Annotated in this window: 11 protein-coding genes; all 11 read right to left on the bottom strand. The window is 49.2% G+C overall.

Annotated elements, in window-relative coordinates; genetic code table 11:
- Positions 1 to 5 precede the first annotated feature (5 nt).
- The 11 genes from AC0VZ8_RS11810 to AC0VZ8_RS11760 all read right to left on the bottom strand — a co-directional run bounded on the left by AC0VZ8_RS11810 (position 6) and on the right by AC0VZ8_RS11760 (position 22,820).
- Positions 6 to 353 (bottom strand): hypothetical protein, encoded by a 348-nt coding sequence (locus tag AC0VZ8_RS11810; RefSeq protein WP_475486958.1) that lies wholly within the window; start codon positions 351 to 353, stop codon positions 6 to 8.
- Positions 354 to 359: 6 nt separating this feature from the next.
- Positions 360 to 2,132 carry a zinc ribbon domain-containing protein gene (locus AC0VZ8_RS11805; protein ID WP_475486957.1) on the bottom strand — a complete coding sequence of 591 codons (1,773 nt, stop codon included), beginning with the start codon at positions 2,130 to 2,132 and terminating at the stop codon, positions 360 to 362.
- Positions 2,133 to 2,193: 61 nt separating this feature from the next.
- The gene (locus tag AC0VZ8_RS11800; protein WP_475486956.1) at positions 2,194 to 3,339 is read right to left on the bottom strand and encodes a DUF1349 domain-containing protein; all 1,146 of its coding nucleotides are present in this window, start codon (positions 3,337 to 3,339) and stop codon (positions 2,194 to 2,196) included.
- A gap of 16 nt (positions 3,340 to 3,355) precedes the next feature.
- Positions 3,356 to 8,059 (bottom strand): hypothetical protein, encoded by a 4,704-nt coding sequence (locus AC0VZ8_RS11795; RefSeq protein ID WP_475486955.1) that lies wholly within the window; start codon positions 8,057 to 8,059, stop codon positions 3,356 to 3,358.
- A 44-nt stretch (positions 8,060 to 8,103) separates the two neighbouring features.
- Positions 8,104 to 14,301, bottom strand: coding sequence for a hypothetical protein (locus tag AC0VZ8_RS11790; RefSeq protein WP_475486954.1), 6,198 nt, complete (start codon positions 14,299 to 14,301; stop codon positions 8,104 to 8,106).
- Positions 14,302 to 14,390: 89 nt separating this feature from the next.
- Positions 14,391 to 15,527 (bottom strand): hypothetical protein, encoded by a 1,137-nt coding sequence (locus AC0VZ8_RS11785; RefSeq protein ID WP_475486953.1) that lies wholly within the window; start codon positions 15,525 to 15,527, stop codon positions 14,391 to 14,393.
- Positions 15,528 to 15,541: 14 nt separating this feature from the next.
- Positions 15,542 to 17,419 (bottom strand): hypothetical protein, encoded by a 1,878-nt coding sequence (locus AC0VZ8_RS11780; RefSeq protein WP_475486952.1) that lies wholly within the window; start codon positions 17,417 to 17,419, stop codon positions 15,542 to 15,544.
- Positions 17,420 to 17,430: 11 nt separating this feature from the next.
- Positions 17,431 to 17,841, bottom strand: a complete 411-nt coding sequence (locus AC0VZ8_RS11775) for a hypothetical protein (RefSeq protein ID WP_475486951.1) — start codon at positions 17,839 to 17,841, stop codon at positions 17,431 to 17,433.
- 18 nt (positions 17,842 to 17,859) lie between these two features.
- Positions 17,860 to 18,276, bottom strand: coding sequence for a hypothetical protein (locus tag AC0VZ8_RS11770; RefSeq protein ID WP_475486950.1), 417 nt, complete (start codon positions 18,274 to 18,276; stop codon positions 17,860 to 17,862).
- Positions 18,276 to 21,413 carry a M23 family metallopeptidase gene (locus tag AC0VZ8_RS11765; protein ID WP_475486949.1) on the bottom strand — a complete coding sequence of 1,046 codons (3,138 nt, stop codon included), beginning with the start codon at positions 21,411 to 21,413 and terminating at the stop codon, positions 18,276 to 18,278. The genes AC0VZ8_RS11770 and AC0VZ8_RS11765 overlap by 1 nt, the downstream gene beginning before the upstream one ends.
- A gap of 12 nt (positions 21,414 to 21,425) precedes the next feature.
- Positions 21,426 to 22,820: a hypothetical protein gene (locus AC0VZ8_RS11760; protein WP_475486948.1), complete on the bottom strand. Its 1,395-nt coding sequence runs from the start codon at positions 22,818 to 22,820 to the stop codon at positions 21,426 to 21,428.
- Positions 22,821 to 22,835: the final 15 nt, after the last annotated feature.

Below are 22,835 nucleotides of genomic sequence, written 5' to 3'. Positions count from 1 at the left end.
CCTCCTTAAATTCCGAACCTGATTTTCAGATCGAGGAGCATGGTTTCCTTCAGGGCGATAAGGAAAGCAGACTTAATCGCATACTGACGTTGCTCCTCCTGACGCTTTACAGAATCCTGCACCATTTCTTCAGTGAACTCATCCGTCACTTCAGGAACGACTACCTCGGGAAGGTTTTGAAGCATCCCGATGTACTGTTGACCAATCTCATCAAAGAGGATGTCGCTATACAGCATGAAGATTACCATTTGCACTTCTTCATCCGTGATCGGGTTACTGTTCATCCCCACCATCTTATCGAAGATCGTGCGGAAGCTTGTCTTAACCTCTGTCATCGAAAAGAACTGTTCCATGTCCCATTACACAACCTTTCTTTTTCTAACTCCTGAGATATTACCTCCCGTATCGTAAAGGTACTCTTTTAGAACCTTACGACCATCAAAGGTGACTGTCTCTGTAGCGACACTACCATCAGGGTTGTATGTGAACTCCGTCAGCTTGATTAGCTGAGGTGTTAGTGCAGTATCGTAGATCGTCTCCTTGACGATCAATCCACTATCCGCATCGTAATCGAAGTAGACATCGACATCTTCCACGTCCTCAAGCAAGTCTAGGCGGCTCTTGATCGCACGATCATCGTAAGTAGCCCCTCCCTGAAGATAGAAGTACATAGCACCATTGTTCGCCTTCTTCTTGAGTAGCCCGCCCTCCCTCTCGTAGGTAACAGTCTTTACTTGACCATTACTCTCGGTGATGAGTTCTTGCAGGAGGTTTCCTTCCGAGTCATACTCATAGTCAATCACACGATTAATTCCTCCTGTGATTGTCTCCCTGCTGACCCGCCCGTCAGGAAGATACTCATACTCCGATGTAGAGTACGTATTCACGATGGAGCCGCGACTAAGAATTGTCACGCGAGAGTCCGTAGGAATGTCGTAATTGAATCTCACTTCAGTCTCGCTATACTCCGTGTAATCCTCACCAACCGACACTCGGATTCCGTCCAATAACACTTCGATTCCATCAGCACCAATTGCGTACTTAGGGCAGGTAAATGTTCTAGTAGGCTCAGGTCTTAAATCGGGAGGATACTCCACTCGGAAAACGGACTGATGCTCCACAGTACCCCTGGATTCCGCTACCTCAAGACGAGACTGCATATTGTTCAGACGGTCGGGGAGACCATCGAAAGGTACACCGTCCTTATCGGTTCGAGATAGCACCACCTCGTCCTTGATCTTGGTGAGGTCAGTAACCGATGTTTCCAGGGTTGCCACATCCTCGATTACACCGTTAACCGTCTCCTTCAGAGTGCCCAGGTCATCTTGCGTGGCGGTTACCTTCTCCTCAAGTGCCTTGAAGTTACCTGCTGATTCAGTCTTCGTTAGGAAGTACCTTTTATCAGCTATGGTAATTGCTTCAGGGGTAGCCCCAACGGTCACGGCACCCAGGACAATACCGTCCTCAGGCTCCGTAGAGACTAACGAGCTACTGAAGGAACCGTCTGTCTTTAAGAAGATGAAGTACGCTGTATCAATCTCAGCCATGAAGGAATAAACGGAGTCAGCCTTGGCTACGATAAGACCATTAATGCTTGCGTAACCCCCGTTGATGGAAACCTTCAGAGTATTTGTTTCGTCCAGGGAAGCGGATTTCAGCGCAAGGTCAGCAAGAGGTACAGACTTCACATCGTCCAGGGAGTCCTGAATCGCTGTCAACCTGTCTTTAAGGCTTGCTTCCTCTCCCCGCGCATCACCAATCTCCGACTCAAGATCGGAAATACGTTCTCCGTGCTCACCTACAGTGGTCTCAAGGGTGCTGAGTTTTCTGTCATGCTCGTCAAGACGTTTTCCATGGTCTGTGACCAACACCGCGTGGTTAGCAACAGCAGGTTCCAATTCACCAATACGAGACTCATGATCGTCTAGCGTGGTTGAATTGTCCTTTCCTAATTGCTCCATGTCGGAAAGGCGTTCAGGTAGGGTAGCATAGGTATCTCTCGCTTCATCAATCTCCGCTAAGTGCTCGTCGATCTCTTGGTGAGAACGAGTACCTTTGTTCAGCAAGCTGTTGTGATCTATCGCACCGCCGCCGCTGTTCCCTGAACTGGCTCCGTTAAATCGGACAGACATTTTCTCACCTCCTGTGAACCCCCTAAGTCCTCTATACGAGGTTCAAGGTAATTAGTTTAGACTACAAGTACGTTGAGGAAACCCTCATCCCAAACGTTACCTGAGCCGCGTAGTTTGTTGAGGTATCAACGCGCTCAACTCTGACCCAAAACTTAAACGGTTCCGAAGGGGTAATCTCCGTAGCGTTTACGAGCATACTCCACGTCCCTGGAACCCCGTCTACATCAGGGGCAACCTTAACAAGGTCTTTATACTGTTCCCCACGATGTGCTGTCAGCTCGAATGTTACGTCAAGAAATGAGCCTGAGACCAGGGTGTTCCTGGCTAGGAAAAGGACATTCTCGGTTACAGACTGCCCTGAGGACATATACCCGAGGAACCTCTCTTGGTTGTCCTCTAGCTTAACGTCGAAGTACCCTCCGCTCTCATCGTATTCCCTATAGTACAGGTCTACTTTTGGCTCGAAGTAGTAAATATCCCCGCCGTAAATACTTAAAATGTCGGACGACTCGAACCTATTACCATCAGGTAGAGTTACTGAAAATCCTCCTGAAAGAGGGTATCCATATCTCTGAAGATCAAATGAGACTGCGGTACTTTCATAGCGGCAGGTTTTCGTATCAAGCACTTCACCAAACTCATTCAGCAGTTCAACCACGTACCCTTCCTTCAAGTTGTCCACTATTGCCGAGGACTTCTTTTGGATGCGTACATAATCAACGACAAATGACTGACCTTCCACCCCGCCATCAACGAAAAGACCAACCTTCGGAACAGCCGACTTGACTTCTTGATTCCCAATGAATTTCCACACCTTACCGTCCTCAGACCAGTAGGCTGAGTACACGCTGAAGCTACGGACAAGTCTAATCCAGGGGTAGGTGTTAGCTACTCCTCTGTCAATGTCAAAGTACTCCTCCAACTTCACGAAGTTATCTCCGTCCGTATAAACGACAATCCCGCCCGTATCCCCTTCTATCGTGGGGTTGTACACGTTCTTGACATCGAGAACAAACTCCCCGATAGTTGTCAGCTCAGTGAAGAACATGTATAGTGGTGAGTCACCGTGTTTCAATTCCAGTGACCCACCACCTACAGTGTACCTAGCGGGGTCGTTAGGGAGTACTTCCCATCTTGAGTTAAGCCCCACATTGTCGAAGTCATCGACATAGATAAGACCTCGCTCTTGACGTTTTACAACTCCCATGCAGACACCCCTTTCTTTACGTGAATAACCATATACGCTTCCCGATCACGCACATCTTAGGACGTTCTTTCCATATCTCAAGAAGACACTTGATTAAGGCTTCAACGCACTTGTCCCCACCGCCGCCTTCGCAGTAAGGAGTAACCAGCACGTCATCACATATCCAGTTGGTCAGCTCCATCCAATCAAGTTGAGCGTACTCGTAACTACGAACGCCAACCTCTTGAAATGAAGTGAATACCCACTTGAACTCGTGCTTGCCCTTTGGTACTGGGTGAGAGAATGTATAGTAACCACCCTCAGTGGTGAATGTCTTGATAAGCTCCCCGTCAATGAAGAAGTCGAGCTGACAGTCAAATGGTTCAGGAACCCACACCCATCTCTCATACGCTTTGAAGTCGTGCATACGGAATGTGGTCATATACCTCTTGCCTGTCCAAGAACTTACATAGCCTTTCTGATCTGTAGTAATCTCTACCCTGTATTTAGTATAGGGCGTTGGCTGTAATCCAGTAACGCTGAACTCGTGATAAGCATCACCGTAGTAGCGTTGATCGAGGACAACAGTGCCATCCTCTCGAATGACCCGTACCCTCATGTGGCTATCATCACAACCACCCATCCAAATAGGCTTGTTGTCCCAAACCTCGAAGTGAGTTACCTCTGCCCATGATTTGTCTACAGGAATGCTGTCCTCCATGGAGAAGGAGCCGCCCCAAATCATTGCACCGTCACCAGGACACCCTTGCTCGAACTTGATCTCAATGTGGTAGTCTTTGACCTCATCGGAAGTGTTTTCGACTGGAATCTCGACGAACTCATCATCCGTGTTAACCACATAACGAGTATCAATCAGGTTCCCTCCCTCGTAAATCTTGATAGCGATTCGAGTTCCCGAACAAGCGTCAAGCATGTTTTGGTAGAGTCGTATAACGTCGAGCCACACATGACTCCCACCGTCAGGCGCGTTTGTATCAGGGGGTGGTTCAGTCCACCAACCATCATCGGGGTGAGGGGAGTCTCCACTTGGGTACACGTTTCCTTGAGCATCTACGCAGTATCCGTTCCAGTACTCATTGAACTTACCGCCGCTCAAGGTGAACCCGCCGCCATTAAGACCTGTTCCCGATCCGTTCCCTTTTCTCAAGGTGTACTGGACTGTGTAGGCTTTCCCTGGCTGAGTATACCCTGAGAAGTTGATACTGTAGTTACCTACGCTTCCGTTGTCCCCGTAGTACTTTTGGGAGTACACCTTCTCACCTGTTTCCTTGTCATACAGATCGACGAGAACGTAAGTCTGATCGTCAAGCCTTGGAGTGTCTATCAACCTCCACTCGTTCAATCCAGTAGGGTCTGATGTCTTCAGACTGATGTCCTTGATCGTGGCGTGGAAGTCGAAGTTATTCGATTCGTCATAGTCATAATCGGGATAGGTGTCGGTAATACCAAAGATGATGGTGTACCAACCTGGGGATACAGCCTTCGTTACGCTAAATGGCTCTGCTTCAGCCCACATATTGTTGCTGATGCTCCCGAAGTTGGCAATCTTACCACCGTGGTACCCTTTGTTATCCTTCTCATTCAAGAGCAAAATCTTCTTTGAAGGGTTACTATCGGGAACAAGAAATACTCGGAACCGTGCCCGCTGATCCCCTGTCCAAATGTACGTATGGTACAGGAAGCTAAGGCTCAAGCTCCCACCACAGTAGAAACGCTCGAATATTTTCTTCGTGTGGGGTGTGTCGAACTCTGTCTGAGGATTTCCTGGTCTAAGACCTCTGACCTTCAGTACGTAGTATTTCTGCGTGGAGTGTTGCCACACGCTATTGTCGTTCGTATACCAGTCACGATTAAGGGCACTCATGTTGATAGGGCGAAGACCTGGGGTAGTGACGTTTTGCGCGGGATATACCTTCAGCTTCTCGAAGTAATCAACTTCCCCGAACTCAGGAGCGTAGAAGCTTCGGGTAATTATCTTGCCATCCTGTTCCACCCCATGAGCAATAGGAACTCCTCCATCGTAGTAAACCCCTCCTTGGTTACCCCAAGCCCATGAGGAAGTACGATCTGCTTCTCCACGGCTTGATGTCTGTCCATAGTCGATCCCATGGACTTCACTTCCGCTTGGGTAGCAGTGTTCTCCGAAGGGGTTGTCTGATCCGCTTCCACCGCCGCTACCGCCTGAGCCACCACTTCCACCCGAGCCGCCACTACCGCCTGTATTCTCGTTGCCAGGTATATACACCTTGCCATCCCGATAAACCCAACGGAATGTGTGGTTTCCAGGAGGTAGTGGGTACATGCAGTTCGTGCCTTCGTCACCACTGTCCTCATTCCCTGTCCACACGGTAACCCCGTCAATCTGAAGTTCTAGCATCTCTCCGCTGTCGAACTGACCACCGTACTGCCAACAGATGTAGCCTGGGTTACTAATGCTTGCAAAGAAATCGCATGTGTACTCTCCACCGTGTCCTTCTGCCCACATTACCCCGTCACCGACAGGTGGTGGGTCTGATGGATCAACTTCGGCTGAAGGGTCAATCCAAGGGGGTCTTATGTCAACCCAGTTCCAACCACTGCTGAAGCTCAACGCAGGGTCGTAGTTATCTTCCTCGTTGAACAGCTCCTCGAACACCATGATGTCGCGGGTCTCCCCAGTTTCAGCGTTGTAGTTATCATCCATTGCAGGGTAGACACGCATGTGCTCCTTGAACGTGACTTTGGCTCCTGGATTCAAGCGTATGTTGTAATTGATCGCATCCCCGTTGTTCTCCGTCCTAGCCCCGCCATCTGTGGAATCCCAATCTCTTTGCACATCGACGTAGCTCCCGAGTGGGGACTCCGTTCGGTACGTTTGGGAAGCCGAGCCGCCATAAGAGAACACCTTCTCGAAGTTGTACGCGAAGGGCTGCTCCGTATAGGAATCACGTATAAGGAATTGAATGTTGTTATTCCCTGCACTTAGCGGGATGCGGATACCGCTCCCTGAACCTCGCTCTCTTGTGTAGTAAACGGACACCCCATTCACCATCACCTCGAAGGCTTCTGTTGGTCGAAGATCATGTTCGTAATTGAATATGAACCACCCATCGTCAGGGATGTATACACTTGTCTGCGCGACCATTACTCCCTCTTGGGGTTCGTCAATCCGAAGGTAGTTTCCATGATTAACCCAGTTCGGTGATCCTGACGTACTCCATGAGTAGTAGTTTAACCCTTGCCCCAAGTGGTACGGCTCCCAATGGTCAATGACTCGCGGTGGGCAGACAACCTCTAAGTTCCCAAAGATGTCAACCGTGGTGTCGTCTCCTACAACCACTTCGTATGAGATCATGGCGTTGTCTGTTTCAGTCTCGGAGTACTCCCCATTCTGAACCCATTCCATCCCGTGAAGGGAATCCGCGTAGCTACCGTGTGCCCCGTCACCGTGCTGTGTCCTGCTTGTGAACTGGTCATCAAAGAACAGTTGGTAATCGGTGTTTGGGTATGGCTCACCGTCAATCCCCATCTTATAGGCGAAGGAGATGGTTCCCTCACACTCGTTCTCAAGCTCCATCGTCATTGTCTTCTTTCTACGGTCATCTGTAATGAACTGACCGTTGAAGTGAGCCAATGCAATACTTTGAGGTGATCTGACGACCCAGTTTCCATCAGTCCTCACGCCCTCCCCGTCTAGGTCATAGTCAGGAGGAGCAGGAGGTTTACGGGTATCGACGATCTCTACGACCTCAATATCCTTGATGTAGATGCCATTGTGTTGCCAAACCTCAGGACGCATCTTCCGAATCAGCCAGTCAAACTTGTACATCTGCCCTGGCTGTAAGGTGAATGCCGCCTGTTGCCATCCCGTTCCTTCGCTCCATTCCCCGCCGACCTGCTGACCATTGATATAGAACAGCACCCCGTTGCCGCGCTTCGCGCTTGCAAGGTACTTGAACCGCACCTGACCGTAACGCTTAACACGCCAATTGAACGTGATCTTAGAGGAGTTACCGATCTCAAGCAGTCCAAGGTCGAGCTTGAGAATCATCTCTGCCCCTGACTGTTCGTTGCCGCCTACCGAGTGAACGGTTACCCACTCCTGATCTTCAGTCGAGGAAACATAGCGGAAGAAGTCAGGGAACTTATGTGAGAACGGCACATCCTTTTTCATCGTAAACAGCGGAATCTCGTATACCGTTGCGTCGAAGTGGTTGAAGTAATTACCGCTGAAGTGATGGTAATACGGTGCAGGGCAGGTCGGTAAAGATACCCCAAGGTGGGTTCCTCCTGGCTCCTGAGCGTTCTCAAGAATCTTATAGATACAGTCCTTAATCATCTGCAAGACCCTTTGGTACTGCGTCTTATCAGGGGGTTGCTGTTGCATTACCCACCATTCAATCCTGCGGTACATATTCCACAAGGCTTCGCGGCACCTAACGCTTGCGTACCACGATTTATCCCTAAGGTATTGCTCAATGATTTGGTCGATGGTATTTTCCAAAGCATCGAGCTGAATCGTCTGCCACCGCCCGATCTGCCCGTACCCAGGGTCACCTAGGATAGGGTTGTTCTCGTCACCATGTCGCTCAGTCTCGCTCCTTGGAGCGTTGGGACTTTGCGGCAGGTGCTCGGGGTGGTTCGGGTTGCCTGTGTCGTAATCCTCAGCGATCTTCGCCCGCATGTTTGCGAACAGAACGCCTTTTTGGGACTTGGTAAATAGCCCAAACGTATGACCCATAAAATCACCTCTTATCCTCTCTATACGAAAAACGGAGCACCGAGTTAATCGGTGCCCGTCAAATCGTATTGAAGTTTGGAGTCAGTGTAGATTTGGATTCGACCATCCATAACCGATACTGACAACTTATACCACTTATCCTTCTCCCACTTGAATGGTTGCATTGGAGAACCTATGGCGGTAGGCGTTCCTCCGACAACTTTGAACAACTGCATCGGTCTTTTCATTCCAAGGCTGTTATCCGTGTCCCCTCCGTGAACCATGAACATCCAGTAGTTGTTCTCGTCGTAGTACTTGAAGATGATGCCCGCGCCATCCCCGTCAGGGAGGTTGGTGTCTACCTTGAAGTCGATTGAGAACTTGTACTTGTCAGCTAAGAAGTTGTTTCGGTACCAACCACCTACTGTAGGGATGTCACTCTTAGAGTAGAACTTACCGATCAGCTTATCACGCTCCCAATCCCCTTCACCGAACTCAACCCAGTCATCGGACTGGGACAGCTCCAACGCATCCATGTCCTTAGAGTAAGGGAAGTACACGTTGAACGGGTCTTCAGGGTCGTAATCCTCAGGTACTCCGAAGCCGCCCTCCCAGTCTTCAGGATTCATGCCGTGATCGAGGAGGTCGTTGGTGTAGTCGTAGATGAGACCTTGCCCCATTGTGTCCATGATCGGAATGTACGCTTCAGATGGTTGGTCGCGGAAGGCTAGGCGGCTGTCCGTTGGCATGAAGCTATCCCTCGGATTCATCTTCGCTTCATGGTAGATTTCCATGAGGTGCGCTGTTCGCTCGGGAAGGAAAGCGTGTAGCTGTTCCAGGTACTCAGCCCGCACTTCGGGACGCTCCGCAAAGATGAATCCTGTGATTACCTGGGCGCACCGCTCCTCGAAAGTGGCGACTAAATCCTCAGGATTCTCGATCTCGGACAGTCGCGCATTCGCTACTGCCTTAGGAGTCTGTCGCTCTATGTGCGATTCGCGCTCCTCTTTGTAAGCCAGTGAATACTCACCCTCAGTGAACCCGTCTCTGCTCTTGGCAGTGGCTAACGAGTACCCCTCACTGGTGAATCCTTTACCGCTCAACTTATTCGCCACAGTGTCTCCATCCTCAACGATCACGGCGTAGTCGGGGAGCTTTCGCCCTTCCGTCAAACCATCATCCATAAAGGAGTTTCGTAGCTTAACACCATTGCCATCCATCTCTTGAATCGTTGCATCCCTTACACCTTTGTCGCTAAGGATGCTCTCGTCCAGTAACCCGCCGCGAATACCTTTGTCGGCAAGCAAACTGCCGCCTTCCAGTGCATCCCTAATCCCCTTCTGACCTGCGATCAGGTCTTCCAGGTAGGACTTCCGAACCCCCTTCATAGCCAAGAGGTTTTGCATTAGAAGGGAATCCCTCAATCCTTTCGTGCCAAGCATTTCTCCTTCTATTGAAGAATCCCGTAGACCTTTGCCGCCGATAATCTCGACATCTAGGAACGAGTCTCGAACTCCTTTACTCCCTAACAAGTTATCGTGAAGCTCAGACGTTCTCTCGCCCTTTCTGCCGTACAGACTATCGTGGAGGTGTGAATCCCTCTCCCCTTTATCTGCAAAGCCTGAGAGGTGAAGTTCTGACAGTCTCACGCCCTTACCCGCAAGAAGGTTTTCCTCCATGGTTCCGTACTGCGGCTTAATAGCCATAAGCAGTTCTTCCAGGTTGCCTTTCTGCGGCTTGATCGCAAGAAGCTCCTCCTCGATATACCCTTGTTGGGGCTTGTCGGCTTGAAGTTCTTCATCGACATGTCCGTACTTGATAGGCAGACCGCCAATGGATTCGATAGGAACATCTGCATACTTAACCTTCGTGCCGCCGACAGGGTACTCGTCAAGGAACCCATATTGTGGTTTGACTGCAACCAACTGGTCTCCGACAGTACCGTACTTGTAAACGACCCCTTGAGTATCTTGGTTCACCCAAGAGTCTTTCGTGTTCTTATCAGCGTCAACCGTCCAGTGCAGTTCGGAGTCCTTGACGTTCTTTTGGGCAAGGAGGTCTCCATTGATAAACGAATCCTTGACATTCTTGAAAGCTGTCAGGTCTTCATCAATGCGAGATTCTTTCCCTAGCTTCACCGCGAATATTTCTTCCCCCGTAACGGAGTCCTTCGTATTCTTGAAGGAGGTTACCATGCCATCATCTAGCACAGAGTCCTTGACGTTTTTGAAAGCGTCCAGTATTTCCTCCATATTCCCGTACTGCGGCTTGATTCCGACAAGGTGATCTTCGATGAGAGATGATTTTGCCGACTTGATGGCAACAACCGTCTGCTCCATCAGAGAATCCTTAGCCAACTTGTCAGCAAATGGAGTCTCATCGTCCAGGGTAGAAACCCTCAGCTTAACCACATTGTCGATTCCTTCATGAAGGTGGAAGTCTTTAGGTTGCTTTATAGCAAGGTCAACCTCAATCAGCTCTACTGAGTCAGGTAGTTTGTCAGAAATGATCTGAAGCTCAAGCTCCCCGATCTTGAATTGATCGGCGTACTCCATGCTGTCGTACAATTCCGAAATACGATCAGGTAGGACACCGAACAAATGGCTGTCGTCAAGTAAAGACTTACGTGGTTCAAATGACCCGAAGACGGTATCATCATCCACTTTGCCCAACCGATAAGTGTTGTGAGCGAATAGCCCTTCCTCGATCTCCGATTGCCTGAACTCCTTGTGACCAAGTGTGTACTCCTCACTGATATAGGTTTGCCGCAGATCAGGGGAGCCAAGCGTGTACTCCTCGCTGATATAGGTTTGCCGTAGGTTAAGAGAACCTAAGGTATACTCGTCACTGGTGAAGGTCTCCCTCAGATTAGGCGTGGCAAGGGAGTATTCGATGTCAACTACCCCTGGTCGTACTATCTTGGTTCCAATGGAGTACTCATCGTCGATTAAGGTATCTCTCTGCTTCGCAGTACCTAGGGTGTATTCTTCACTTAGGTACGTCTGACGAATGACCGCTGAACCTATTGAGTACTCCTCGTTGATATGGAGTTCCCGAGCTTTAGCCGAACCGATGGAATACTCGTCATCAATCACAAGCTCCCTCATCTTTGCTGTGCCCAATGTGTACTCATTGACGGTCTCACCAACACGAGGAGCCGCACTTCCCAGGCTGTAGTCGAGGTCTGTGGTGCCGTACCTCTCCGTAACACCCTCCTTGCGATTATCCTCAACGAACCCGCCGCGCTCACCCTTAGCTCCTTCCAAGCCCTCGCTAATACCCCCGTGGAGTTCCTTAAACCTAACCCCTAACAAATCTTCAGGTGGCTCATAGTGCCCTTGGTCTGCTTTGAGAAGTCCAATCGGGTTATCGAAGTTGAGTACCACTGGCTTATGCTCCCAGTCAGCGTAGGTTACTTCAATGGTTTCACCACGATGATCGAGCTTAACGCCTTCCGTGTGATCGGACACGTTCTCACCCTGCTTAATTCCTTTGCGGGCTTCTGAAGTCTCAATGTCGATGGTTCCATTCTTCTCGCCTTTATCCGCTAGGGAGTATTCAACGTCTACAGTAGAACCTTTGCCATCTCCGTCCTTTCTTGCTTCAGAGGTCTCAATATCAACGGTTCCTTCCTTCAGCTCTTGCATACCTTCCTGGCTGAAAGTGATTAAGCCATTCTTGCCTTCCTCACCCGCTGAAAGGATTCCGACCTCGATCAAGGCATCAATACGCTCACGGACACCGACCAAGAAATCCTCGCTGATATAGGCTTCACTTGACTGGTTGTATACCGCATCAATCATCAGCTCTAAGACAATGGCGGGTCTGTCAAGAAGCTCCCCTGCAATCAATGAATCCTCAAGGTGACCAGGATAAATCTTATTCCCGAGCCAACCCCCGTCATTCATTAGCTCCTTCAGCTTGTCGTCCATGTAAACCATCTGTTTCTGAGTCATGTTCTTCAATGACTCCCACAGATGCTCTACGGTGAGCTTTTTACTACCCTTCAGCGCAACGTACATCTCATCGTCAAGGAATAGGCTCTTGTGCCCTTTGAAGGCTTTGAAAAGCGTGTCCTCCATAAGGGTCTGCTTACCCACTTCCCGATCTGCCCTTATGCTTTCAGGTAGCCACAGATCGTGAGAACTGTCCCTAACAGCTTTGGTAATGTCCGTATAGATGGTTGCATCGAAGGTGGAAGGTCTATCTGCCCCCTCCTCAACTTTAGGGACAAGGAGTTCACGAGGAGCTGTCTTGCTCATGTAGAACTTGTCTTCGATTAACGCTTCAAACTCGTCTACCCTTCGTCCTTCCGCGTACTCTCTGACTACGTGGGCGGCTTCCGTGAATACCCTGGATGCTTCAGGCTTACTTCTTTCAACGTAACCAAGCTCCACGCTATCTCGGATGGCTTCAGGCTTATCACGCAGTATACTGCCGAACTCCATGTAGTCACGAGAAGCTAGGATTTGCTTGTCGGTATCCTCAACCAATCCCATAACGACAATGATTCGCTGTCCTCTGATCTGTTTGGTTATGTCTTCGATCTGCCCAAGTTCGTAGATGTCACGGGTCGCCCAAGGGAACTCCCTTTCGATATAACCAGGGTTGTCGTCGATAATTCTGTGTGCCCAAGGGAACTCGTAGTTTATGCGCCAGTCTTCTTTCCAAATATCACGCTGAGCGTGGTACCTGTCGTAGTTGATGACCCAAGGCTTACTTTGAATCTCCCTCGTCGCCAACAGGTAATCTCGGTTGATTACCCAAGGTTTGCTTTGGATCTCCCTTCTAGCCAACAGAGGATGGTACATGTAATCTGACGGTCTCTCGATTGGAGACCTCCTGTACCTAACCCGCTTAGCCCAGTAGTGATCGTTGTCCACGGACGTGTCCTTAATGAAGTCCCTGTCTGATCTTAGGGTATCGTGGATTAGTGAAGGGAACTGTCGCGTCTTCATCTTTGCAAGGATTGACGGTCTCATAACCAAGCCGCCGAAGTCGTCCACACGGTACCCCAACTGGTGAGCGTACTGCACCACACCACCGAAATCACTGTTACGAATGGATTTATCCAGTTTAGCCAGTTGACCACCGAAGACACTGCTACGATCACCCTGACCTAAGGCTTGGACATCCAACCCCCTCGTATGGTTGAGGTTAGCTAGGATTGCATCGTTCATGATCGTCATGTACTTCTCTTGCAGAGTCTTTAACGAAACCCCTTCCTGCATAGGGTCTTCCGTCACGGCTTGGTGCTTGTACTCCCTTACCGCCGCATCCATGGTTTCCACGTTTGTATCACGGGAATTTTCCGACTTCAGGAGAACCGAATAAACCAAGTCAAGTTCACGTTTGGACATTTTAACTGCCTGGACATCCTCGTGAATGGACGTGCTCTTTAGATAAGTCCTAACCGAGTCGATTACTCTGTCGATCACGGTATCACGTTCGTTATCCATAACAGCACCATCAAGCACAAGCTTATCAGTGAGCATCGAAGCGACCCTATGAGCTTCACCCATGATCTCCTTGTGGGTGCTCATCTGATTCTCCCTTGCTGACTCGATAATTCGGTCTACGATCATACCGAAAACGTCCGTCCGATCAGCTTCCTCCGCATAGTCCATAATCGCCCCAAATTCATTGAATCTGAATCCGATCTTACTAGGGCTGATCTTATCAAGGTTCTTCAGCAGGTTTCGGGTTACCGCAAGATTCTTAAAAATGCGGAGTTCTTTATCATTATCAACCCGCCATCCCCAGTCAGTTCCCTCATGAAGGTCTGCTTCTCGAATTTCCTGCAAGCGTTTAGCTGTAGGTTTATCCTCGATTAGACCTCCATCCCGCAGAGTATCAATACTACCCTCAAACATCTCAGAGCCGGTGCTTTCGGAAAACTTCTTCTGCATCAGCTTGATTCCTTCAGCGATCTCACCGTGAACGGTTTGGGTCTTATCGCCAAGTTCAGCTTCACCAACCTGACCTGTCTTAACGGTCTGACCTTTGGAAAGAACCACGAACTCCTCAATTCCACTGAAGTCTTCTTTAATGGCTTCGATCAGGTTTTCATTGACCGAACCATGAATCAGATTACTGGCAATGTAGAAGTCAAGCATGAGGATACTTGGGTATCGGCTGTAAGGGATGTAAACGAACTTGTAGTCAAGAGGTCGGTTGCCGCTTGCTCCGATCATGAACAGGTACCCCTGTGACGTTTTAACAGTATCTACTACCCTGAAAAAATAGTCGTTCGTTGTGAGCACTCAGACACCCCCTTTAATTAAAAAAGGGAACTCCTGAGTGGAGTCAGGGTTCCCTCTACTGAATCTATACGATTCAGATTTTAAGCTGTTTATACTGGGTAGCGAACCTCTTTCAAGATCGCAACACCCATCCGTTGGTTCGCAGACAGGTTCATGAACGTTTGCTGAGTGTCCGTATCGAAGTAGCGGTACACCTCTTGGTTCCAAGGCTTGCCTTCAACGTCGATGATAAGCTCATCGAGGTGCAGGATGTTGTGCTTGGTAACAGCAATGCAGTTGTCGAACTGACCACGGTAGCCCTCGTATGGATGCACCACGTAGATCGGAGACAAGTGGTATTTGGAAGTCCACTTGGATGCTTGGAAACCTTGAGGTTCCAGTTCCAACCCAGTGTCACCCAGTTCAGGGTCTAAGTAGGCTTTACCTACAGGTGGTGCTTGCGTGATGAACGATGGGTAGTGACGTTGGAACTCAATACCCGATTTCGTCTTCAGCATTTGCAGGGTGTTGTTACCTGCCGAGGTGTACTGACCGAAGTAGTACGTATTGGTCGCCGCAATTTGTGCAATGTCAGGCTCCTCGATCACAGCACCCGCCGTGAGCATTACGTTTCCGTCCACATCGTTCAGGTTGTACTTGAACGGTTTCAGGGCACCAACGTACAGGAAGGACTTCTTGTAGTCCAAGAAGTTCACCGCAGGGTCGGCTACAAGAACGATAGCCAAGCGGTTATTCATGACGTTGATGTACATGTACACAGGCTTCTCTTTGTTTCGGTCAGTTGGCGTGTAGTCTTCCAACGCCCACTGGTACAGCACTGGGTGACCAGTCAGCTTAAACGTAGGAACTGTAGCCACAGGAAGTGATGCAGGTTCTTCACCCTCAAGACCTTCGAGCAACTGAACTGTCAGCGTACTGTGCTCCTCATACCCAGGCGTAGGGGTGATTACACGAGGTACCAGTGCATGGTTGATGAACTGCACATAGAACTTCTTCGTGATCGGAGTAGCTTGGGTACCAATTGTGATGACACCGCGAAGAATCAGTTTAGAAATACGATCTTCGGTGTCCTTCTCCTCGTAGAATACTTCCCAAAGGTTCTGCTCAGCAGTCTCTCCCGCCGTTGCCTCAAACGGATAGGATTCGATTCCTGTGATTTCCTCCTTCAGCTTGTTCAGAAGGTCTTGAGAAGTAGTAATTGTCTCAACGTACTTGAAGTTTGCCATTGAGTGAATCCCTCCTATTTAATCTCTTTCAAGATTGCGATTGTCACTAAGTAAGGTGCAGGGGATTGTTTGAAGAAGTTCATCGGAGACTTGATACTGAAGAACTTGTACACCTCAATCCAATTACCCGCCGCAGGGTTGTCCGTGTCTTTCGGAATCTCTGTGTCAACGATAAGCTCGTCCAGGTTCACGAGGTTTTGGTCGTAGATAGCAACCACACCATCCATATAACCGCGATACCCCTCTGCTTGGTGAACTAAGTACACAGGACTCGCGTGGTACTTTCCAGTCCATAAGGACTTTTGGAAACCGTCCTTGTCGAGTATTAGTTTAGACAGTTCCTTGGGAATCGTCCCTACCTGCGGGTAGTTTGGCAACTGTGTGATGAACGCAGGGTAGTGGGCTTGGTACAAGACATTACCTCGCGTCCGAAGCAAGGATACAGAGTCCATACCGTTGGAAGTATACTCCCCGTACTGGGCGTACTTAGAAGGGTTAAGCTCCGTAAGGATGTCGGATTTTGTGTACCCTGTAAGTTCGTTCTTTAGGTCTCCCATCCCCACCGTCAATCCAAAGTTACCCGCATGATCGAACTCATTGAATGGTACGATCTTACCGAAGTAACCGAAGCTACGGTAATACCCGTGGATGTTCGGGGAAGGGTCTCCCTCAATGACTACCGCGAACCTGTCGTTGTTAACAGAGACGTGGTAAGCAACCAAGTAGTCAGGTCTACGCTTCTTATTAGGCAACCACGATACTGTGGAGTTTCGTCCGTAGAAGAAATGGGACGGTGGGCTAATCAACTCTGTTACCCCATCGTAGTCCTTATCCCAAACGATTGTCTGTGGGTTGTACAGCTTTTCCGCTTCAGGGTCGTTCCACTGCCGATACATGGCTTCTGCCGCTGTTTGGTTAATGACTGTAGGCGTTAACCCAGGCTTCACCGTTTTAGGGTCACAGATTCCATCGTATGTTGCTGATGGAGTACCCTCACTTAACGTACCCACGAAACCTACCCCGTGCTGACAATCGAAGTAATTGTAGTCGCCGCCCGCGAAGTTCTGTGGTTGGGTGAACATGATGTAGTAATCACGTACAGGGATGCCACTAGGAACGTCAGGTGTCGCTTTCAACACAACCTTAGGAGTTGTGAAGTTGGTAGGTTCAGCAATGTAGTAACGCTCTGTGAACGTGTACTTAGTTGCAAGAACTGGTTCGGTAATGTAGTACCTTGTGTATCCGTCCGAGTAGTATTGCTTGTACTCGACTCGTAACTTGTACCCCGACTTATTAAGAGCATAAGCCCAGTCTCCTGGCATTTCAGTCAGAAGCTCGAACTCATTCCAGTCGGTGTTCTCGACTTTCTTACCGTCCTTCTCCGTGTGAATCTGTTTCACGAAGTACGCTCTGTAACCGATGGCTGAAGTATCGTCAGGAATCATAACAACCAAAGCACCAGGGATTGGGATGGTCACGGTTTCTCCACTTGCGTTTGTGTAGGTGTGCTCTGTGACCTTAATCTTCTTCCCAGTAGCTCCGTTCCCTAACATAACCTCATTAAGGAATCCGTCAATATCCATAAGCTCCCTACTGTTCTCCTGAGCTGTAATGGATTGAAGGTTACTCGCCAACTTCAGTACATCATACGATTTACCATCAGTATGCTTGTACTTACCCTGGACAGCCGCACGGGTCATTTCCTTGTAGGTAACCCAAATGTCCGACATGGACTGGTATACCTTCTCCCACCTGTTAGGTACTGTACCCCCAGTAGCCGTAGGGATTTCTGCTCCGACCACCGCATCAGCAAGATTAAAGATGATTTCCTGTGCTTCACTCTCTCCCGTTACGAATCCGCTAAACTTCGTCAATGGAATGGTCTGTGCCATTGTCTCCCTCCTTATCTCAAGAATTTGATGTTGTACCATACCGACTTCGCTTCAGGTACCACATTTACGAAGTCGAACTTGATCTGAGTCCCCGCCGCGATTGGGTACACAATACCGAAGCTGTTACCCATCGAAACGGACTCAGGAAGCTCTTTCGTAAAAATCGTCTGACACACCTTCTCGGTACCAATGGTTAATTCCCAGTAGTCTCCTACGCAGTACTGACTCGCCGCGAAAGCGATAGACAGGAACTCCGTATCGTAAGGAAGTGTGAAAGTGTCTGATTTAGTGGTTTGTGCGGCAGGGATGTCCAACATCTGACCCCTAATAAAAGGGATGGTCTTCTTACTAAAGTGTGGGTATGGCAACTCGCGTACTTTGTCGATCACGCCGCCCGCGACATAAACAATATTGAATGCCATTTGTCCACCCCCTAATTTCTATATACGATTCACGCTTGTTCCAGTTAAGCGTCCTTCATCATCATAGTTTAGACCGATGTGGTAAGTGAGTACCGACTCGCCGCTTGCATCGAAAGTCCTCGAAGTCACTTGCGTCAAGCGAAAGTACTTATAATAGGAATAATCAGGATGCGTGTATCCAACTCCCGCAGGAAATCCCGTGTCATCTTCGGAGCCAAACTTCATCCAAATTGAAACCCTCCACGTCGATTCATAAATCATATCCGCGCCCGTTACTCTATCGGCATCCATCGGATGCTCCCTAAAAAGAGTAACAGAAGGCTCCCCTTCAAGAGGGTTGCCTTCTATGTTGTGGATACTGGTATACTTACGAATCTCACGGTGGATAAGGTCTAACACGGGAAAGACGATATTATCGTTAACAATGCCCGCCATTAAGCCATAACCCCCTTCTTCGACCACATAAGGTCAATTACTTGAAGCATTCCCGCGTCAACGGAGAAGCTTGTTCTGATTCCTTTAATAGTATAGACGGAACGAGTCGTGGTGGTCTTATCTGTCACGAGCACACTGTCTAACACATCGAGCGCAGGATTTGCAGGGATCGAGACTTGGAGAGTTCGGCACATTCGCTTCATATCGAAGAACGCCTTTTCTGCTACCGTTCTCTTTGCCTGTTTTGTCTTTGCCCAAGGGACAGAGATAACCATTGTTCTGATCTCGCCCTTCAACTCAAGAAGGATTTCCTTATCAATGAACTGCCCAGGTTTTCCATCCGAGTCAATGACTACGATGTGACTTCTTCCCCGCGACCAGTCAATTGACTTGGTGATCGAGATGAGGTTATCGTTCTCGGAGAACTCGCCTACAACTGGTTTGTCGTAGTTAATTCTCTCAAGTCTATATGTCCCGTATCTGTCGCAGTAACTTCGGTACGGAAGTTCTCCGATTACTTCCGAGACAGCTTCAGATACTTTAGTGGAATATTGCTCGAAGGTCTTCCCGTACTCCTCAACAAACGGATTGAGCCATCCATTAGGAGTCAGGATTGAATCTGCGTCCTTGACCTCGAACTCCCCTTCCTTATCGGCAATCGGAACAATGACCCTACCTGTTTTCTGATCGACCTCTACAAGGTAGGTCTCGTCGATCACGTAGTCAGGATATGACAAGTCTTCACTTGTCGCCCGCCACCCGATCAGACCTGCGTGTTTAATGAGGTCAAGAGCTACCGTGGATTTAACCCAAGCGGGCTTTTCAAATTCCGTAGGCTGTTCTACCGTAGGTGCAGGAGTCGGTGTTGTAGCCGTACTCTCCCAAGCACTTGGGTTTGCCAGTATGTCTTGGTAGTAAGACCATACCTTGTCCACCCAGTTGTCCCTGTCTCCACTCCATGTCATAGGGGCAATGTCACCACCATCGTGGAAGTAGAGAACATCAGCCTTGGAAGAAACTTTCTTCCCTTTGGATGCTAGAGCTTTGGACATACGTTCGGCACCCCGCTTCATCTGCTCCTGAATACCTTTGTATTTAGGGTCACAGTACCCTGCGCTGTAACATCCGTACCCCAGGATGAAGCTACCGTTTTCTTCCTTACCCATGCCCGCTGTTCCCATTACCGTCTCATGCCTACAGATAGCAAGCAGGAACTTGTAATCAGGAATGCTGTAAGCCGCCGCCTGTGTCTGTGCCGCTTGAATGATTTCTGTCTTCCTGTCGCCGCCTGTAGCCGCAGGTACAGGGTCAGGCACGTTGTCTACATGATCGACCTCAGGGTACGCCTTCTTCTCCGTGATGACCTTCTCGATTGCCCTCTTGTACATGTCCCGAGCCGTGATCTCTAGGGTGGACTCTCCATTCATGTCAACCTTGTCAATCAGCCCCGTGAACATCCTAATCAGATGTTGACCATACCCCATGTAAATGCGGATCGGTGTATTCTCACTAAGGACACCAATATGGAACCCGTTGGCGAAGTACGACCACGGTGACACCATACCTGCTGTCTCAGGGAAATAAGCAGGGTTGTAATCAGGTGAGAAGAATCCTCTCGGGTTAGAAACTGAAAGTCTTGCTTCCCTTGCTTCTGCTTCATACTGGTCATCGACCTCACAGCTAATGATGTTCGGAAGCACCTGTGTATCCATATAAACGAAGGAGCCGACCTGCAAGTACTCCGAGTTAGTAACTGTGTTACTGATGAAATCCTGATACTCGATCTCCTCCCAGGTTCCCTTGGAAGGGTCAATCTCAGCTTCAGCATCGTCCTCTTTAGGTGGGGTTGGTAGGAACTCCTGGATTCGGATGTAGTCGATTGCGAACTTCTTTACGGTAGGTGGTGCAGGGGGTCCGATTCCACCTGGTACTGGTGGTGTAACCATCTCCCCACCGTAGACGACCTGGACTTTGATCTTCTTGGTTCCCTCGGGGATGGCGATGTTCTTCAGTTCGGTTACCTTGGTCAAGTCATACTTACCTTCAAACTTGCTGACATAGCCATACGCCTTGTCGTCCATGAGGATTGAGACCTCATCACCAGTCATCATTCCAGTGAAGTTAGTTCCAAAACCGATACTAAACAACCCTGCGGTTGGCATATTCAGTTTAGTAACATCAATCTCAAACTCTACCGTGGCAGAGCTGACACCGAACGTGTAAACCAACTTACCCCCCGAGTCGTACATCGTCCAACCTGAATCAACAGCGGCAAAGCTTCTGAAGTTCCAACCAAGGGTGTAGATGTCCTTCTCGTACCAGTTGCGTTTATCGAAGTTCTCACTGAGCTTAACCTCTCCTGGATAACCACTCACAAACCCCTCGTCAACTGTTGATTTACCTAATGTCTCGGCATCGGAGTAAAGCTTGCGCTCCTTCTTTAGATAGGCTCTAGGATCAACCGCCTTACCTCCCTCACCTGTTCGAGTGTCTTGGTTAACTCCCTCCCAAACCTCAAAGTGAAGGTGACGACCTTTACCTGCGGCTCTCTCCGCTTCCGATACTCGGTGACCGTTCGTGTAAACTGCGCCCGTATTCCCAAGCTTACCGATGACCTGCCCCTTAGAAACGATGTCATCTAAGGAGACGTTGATCTCGCTAAGGTGGAAGTACTTGGTCATTACTCCACCCGCATGTTTGATGTTAACAGTGTTGCCGCCGCCCTCAGTTCTGCTTCGGGTAATGTTAACAACCTTCCCTGCCCACGCCGCCAAGATCGGAGTCCCGATGTCATCCCACAAGTCAATCCCTTTGTGAGTCCGACCGCCCGAACGAGCCGCACCGAAGTTATCAGTGACCGTAATGGTATCAAACGTCTTGCCTTGTACAGGGAAGGTGATGTCGTCTCCATTGGCAGATGTTTCACCGTCATACACACCATCCGTGGATTCCGCGACCCATACCTTCTTGACGGATGTGATCTCCTCAACCTCTGTGGTGATATAGCGGAACTCCTCTGTCCGTCCAGGGATGAACGCAAGTCTATCGACCTCAACTCTTACATTGGGCAAAGCCCTCTCTCCGAGCTTTAGTCGTTGAGAGAGGACTCTTAGAACCTCATCTGAAATTGGAATCATTGTGCATCCCCCTTATTTGAATCTCTCAAGTGTCCACTTTCTGAATCTGCTCAAGAAGGTTACTGCTTCAGCACGGGTCATGGCGGTATCTCCCAAGAACCATGTAGTAGGCTCTTGATTTCCGTTCACGGGTCTGCCCATATTCGTCAGAACTGCGGCACCGTCTAAGGTCTTGACTACGTTGAATCCCGCAATCAAGGGATCGCCGTTGGAGAAGGTCTCGTCTTCCATCTCCGAAACAGACTGCTTCCACCAGTTGTTCGCTGAGGATTCGACACGCTCGTCCTTGCTTTGGTAGTAGTAAGCAGATGCTCTACCAACATCCTGGAAACGTTCGCTCTCGCCCTTCTTGTAGTAAACCTTCACCTCATCTCCCTCGTTCAGAGGGTAGTTAAACACAATAGTGTGGTTGTCGATCTCCGTAACAACAGGTGCATACTTAGCAACACCGTTCACCTTAACGGCAAGCTTATTCTTGCCCGCAGGGAAGTTACCGTTGAGTCGGAATACCCTCTGACCATTGAAGGCAATAATGGTTTGGTCAATACCTTTAGTAGGGGCTTCCATGTCAGTGAACCTAGCGTACAGAACCTTACGGAGCTTGTTGATTAGGTGGAATGCTTCTCCCCTCGTAATGATTGAGTTAGGGAAGAAACGGTTGTTGTATGTTGGATTGTCCGTTGTTGCCTTAACGCTCTGACTCATCATCTTGTACACGCCGTTCTCGTAAATCCAGTAATTGAACTTACAGGTCACCCCGTTGAGGTTGAACGGCAGGAACAACGAACCACCTGGGCTGACGCAGTAAACGTCCGTTCGGTACCCGATAGCCTTTGTCGCAATGTCAGTAACGGCATCTACGTTACCTGCCGACTGTTGCCAAACCTGTTTAGGGATACTGAGCCTACGGAGCGGCTGACCTCCTGCATACAGGTACTCCTGGTGCTTACGGCTGTAAGGGTCATAGAAGTAAACATCATTCTTTGGAATGACTGTTCTAGGGAGATCGCCCAACCAAGACACAGGAGGTCTTTTCCAGTCCTCGTCCAGGAGGGGTACTCCATAGCTACAGAACGCAACGATCTGACCGCTTTTGCACCCCGTGTAAAGCTCGACATCCGTACCGCCTGATGAGTTATCTGCGGCAGATTTGTATATGGTCTGAACTCCATCAATGAACACAAACAAGGGATTACCCTCGGACGGTGTAATTTTCTTGGAGAGTTTGAACTTAGACTGGTCGGTAGTCGCCTTAATCTCCTCAAAGATGAAAGGCTTACCGCTCTCAAATTGGTTGTATGTCATCCCGTCAACAAAGGCATTACCATCTTCGAGATACATGTTCGTGGCTTCCATTACATCGTTGTAGAACCAGTCACCTTCATTCACATCAACCCATTTTCGCATTGAAAGCACCTCCTC

This window comes from Paenibacillus sp. QJM3NY_38, assembly GCF_056173265.1.
Note: the sequence above shows the minus strand (reverse complement) of the source record. Positions and strands in the feature narration are given on the sequence as shown.

What these genes read in the sequence shown, in the direction of transcription:
- AC0VZ8_RS11775 (WP_475486951.1), bottom strand. Translation starts at nt 17,841, where the DNA reads ATGGCATTCAATATTGTTTATGTCGCGGGCGGCGTGATCGACAAAGTA.
- AC0VZ8_RS11780 (WP_475486952.1), bottom strand. Translation starts at nt 17,419, where the DNA reads ATGGCACAGACCATTCCATTGACGAAGTTTAGCGGATTCGTAACGGGA.
- AC0VZ8_RS11765 (WP_475486949.1), bottom strand. Translation starts at nt 21,413, where the DNA reads ATGATTCCAATTTCAGATGAGGTTCTAAGAGTCCTCTCTCAACGACTA.
- AC0VZ8_RS11795 (WP_475486955.1), bottom strand. Translation starts at nt 8,059, where the DNA reads ATGGGTCATACGTTTGGGCTATTTACCAAGTCCCAAAAAGGCGTTCTG.
- AC0VZ8_RS11800 (WP_475486956.1), bottom strand. Translation starts at nt 3,339, where the DNA reads ATGGGAGTTGTAAAACGTCAAGAGCGAGGTCTTATCTATGTCGATGAC.
- AC0VZ8_RS11785 (WP_475486953.1), bottom strand. Translation starts at nt 15,527, where the DNA reads ATGGCAAACTTCAAGTACGTTGAGACAATTACTACTTCTCAAGACCTT.
- AC0VZ8_RS11810 (WP_475486958.1), bottom strand. Translation starts at nt 353, where the DNA reads ATGGAACAGTTCTTTTCGATGACAGAGGTTAAGACAAGCTTCCGCACG.
- AC0VZ8_RS11805 (WP_475486957.1), bottom strand. Translation starts at nt 2,132, where the DNA reads ATGTCTGTCCGATTTAACGGAGCCAGTTCAGGGAACAGCGGCGGCGGT.
- AC0VZ8_RS11760 (WP_475486948.1), bottom strand. Translation starts at nt 22,820, where the DNA reads ATGCGAAAATGGGTTGATGTGAATGAAGGTGACTGGTTCTACAACGAT.
- AC0VZ8_RS11770 (WP_475486950.1), bottom strand. Translation starts at nt 18,276, where the DNA reads ATGGCGGGCATTGTTAACGATAATATCGTCTTTCCCGTGTTAGACCTT.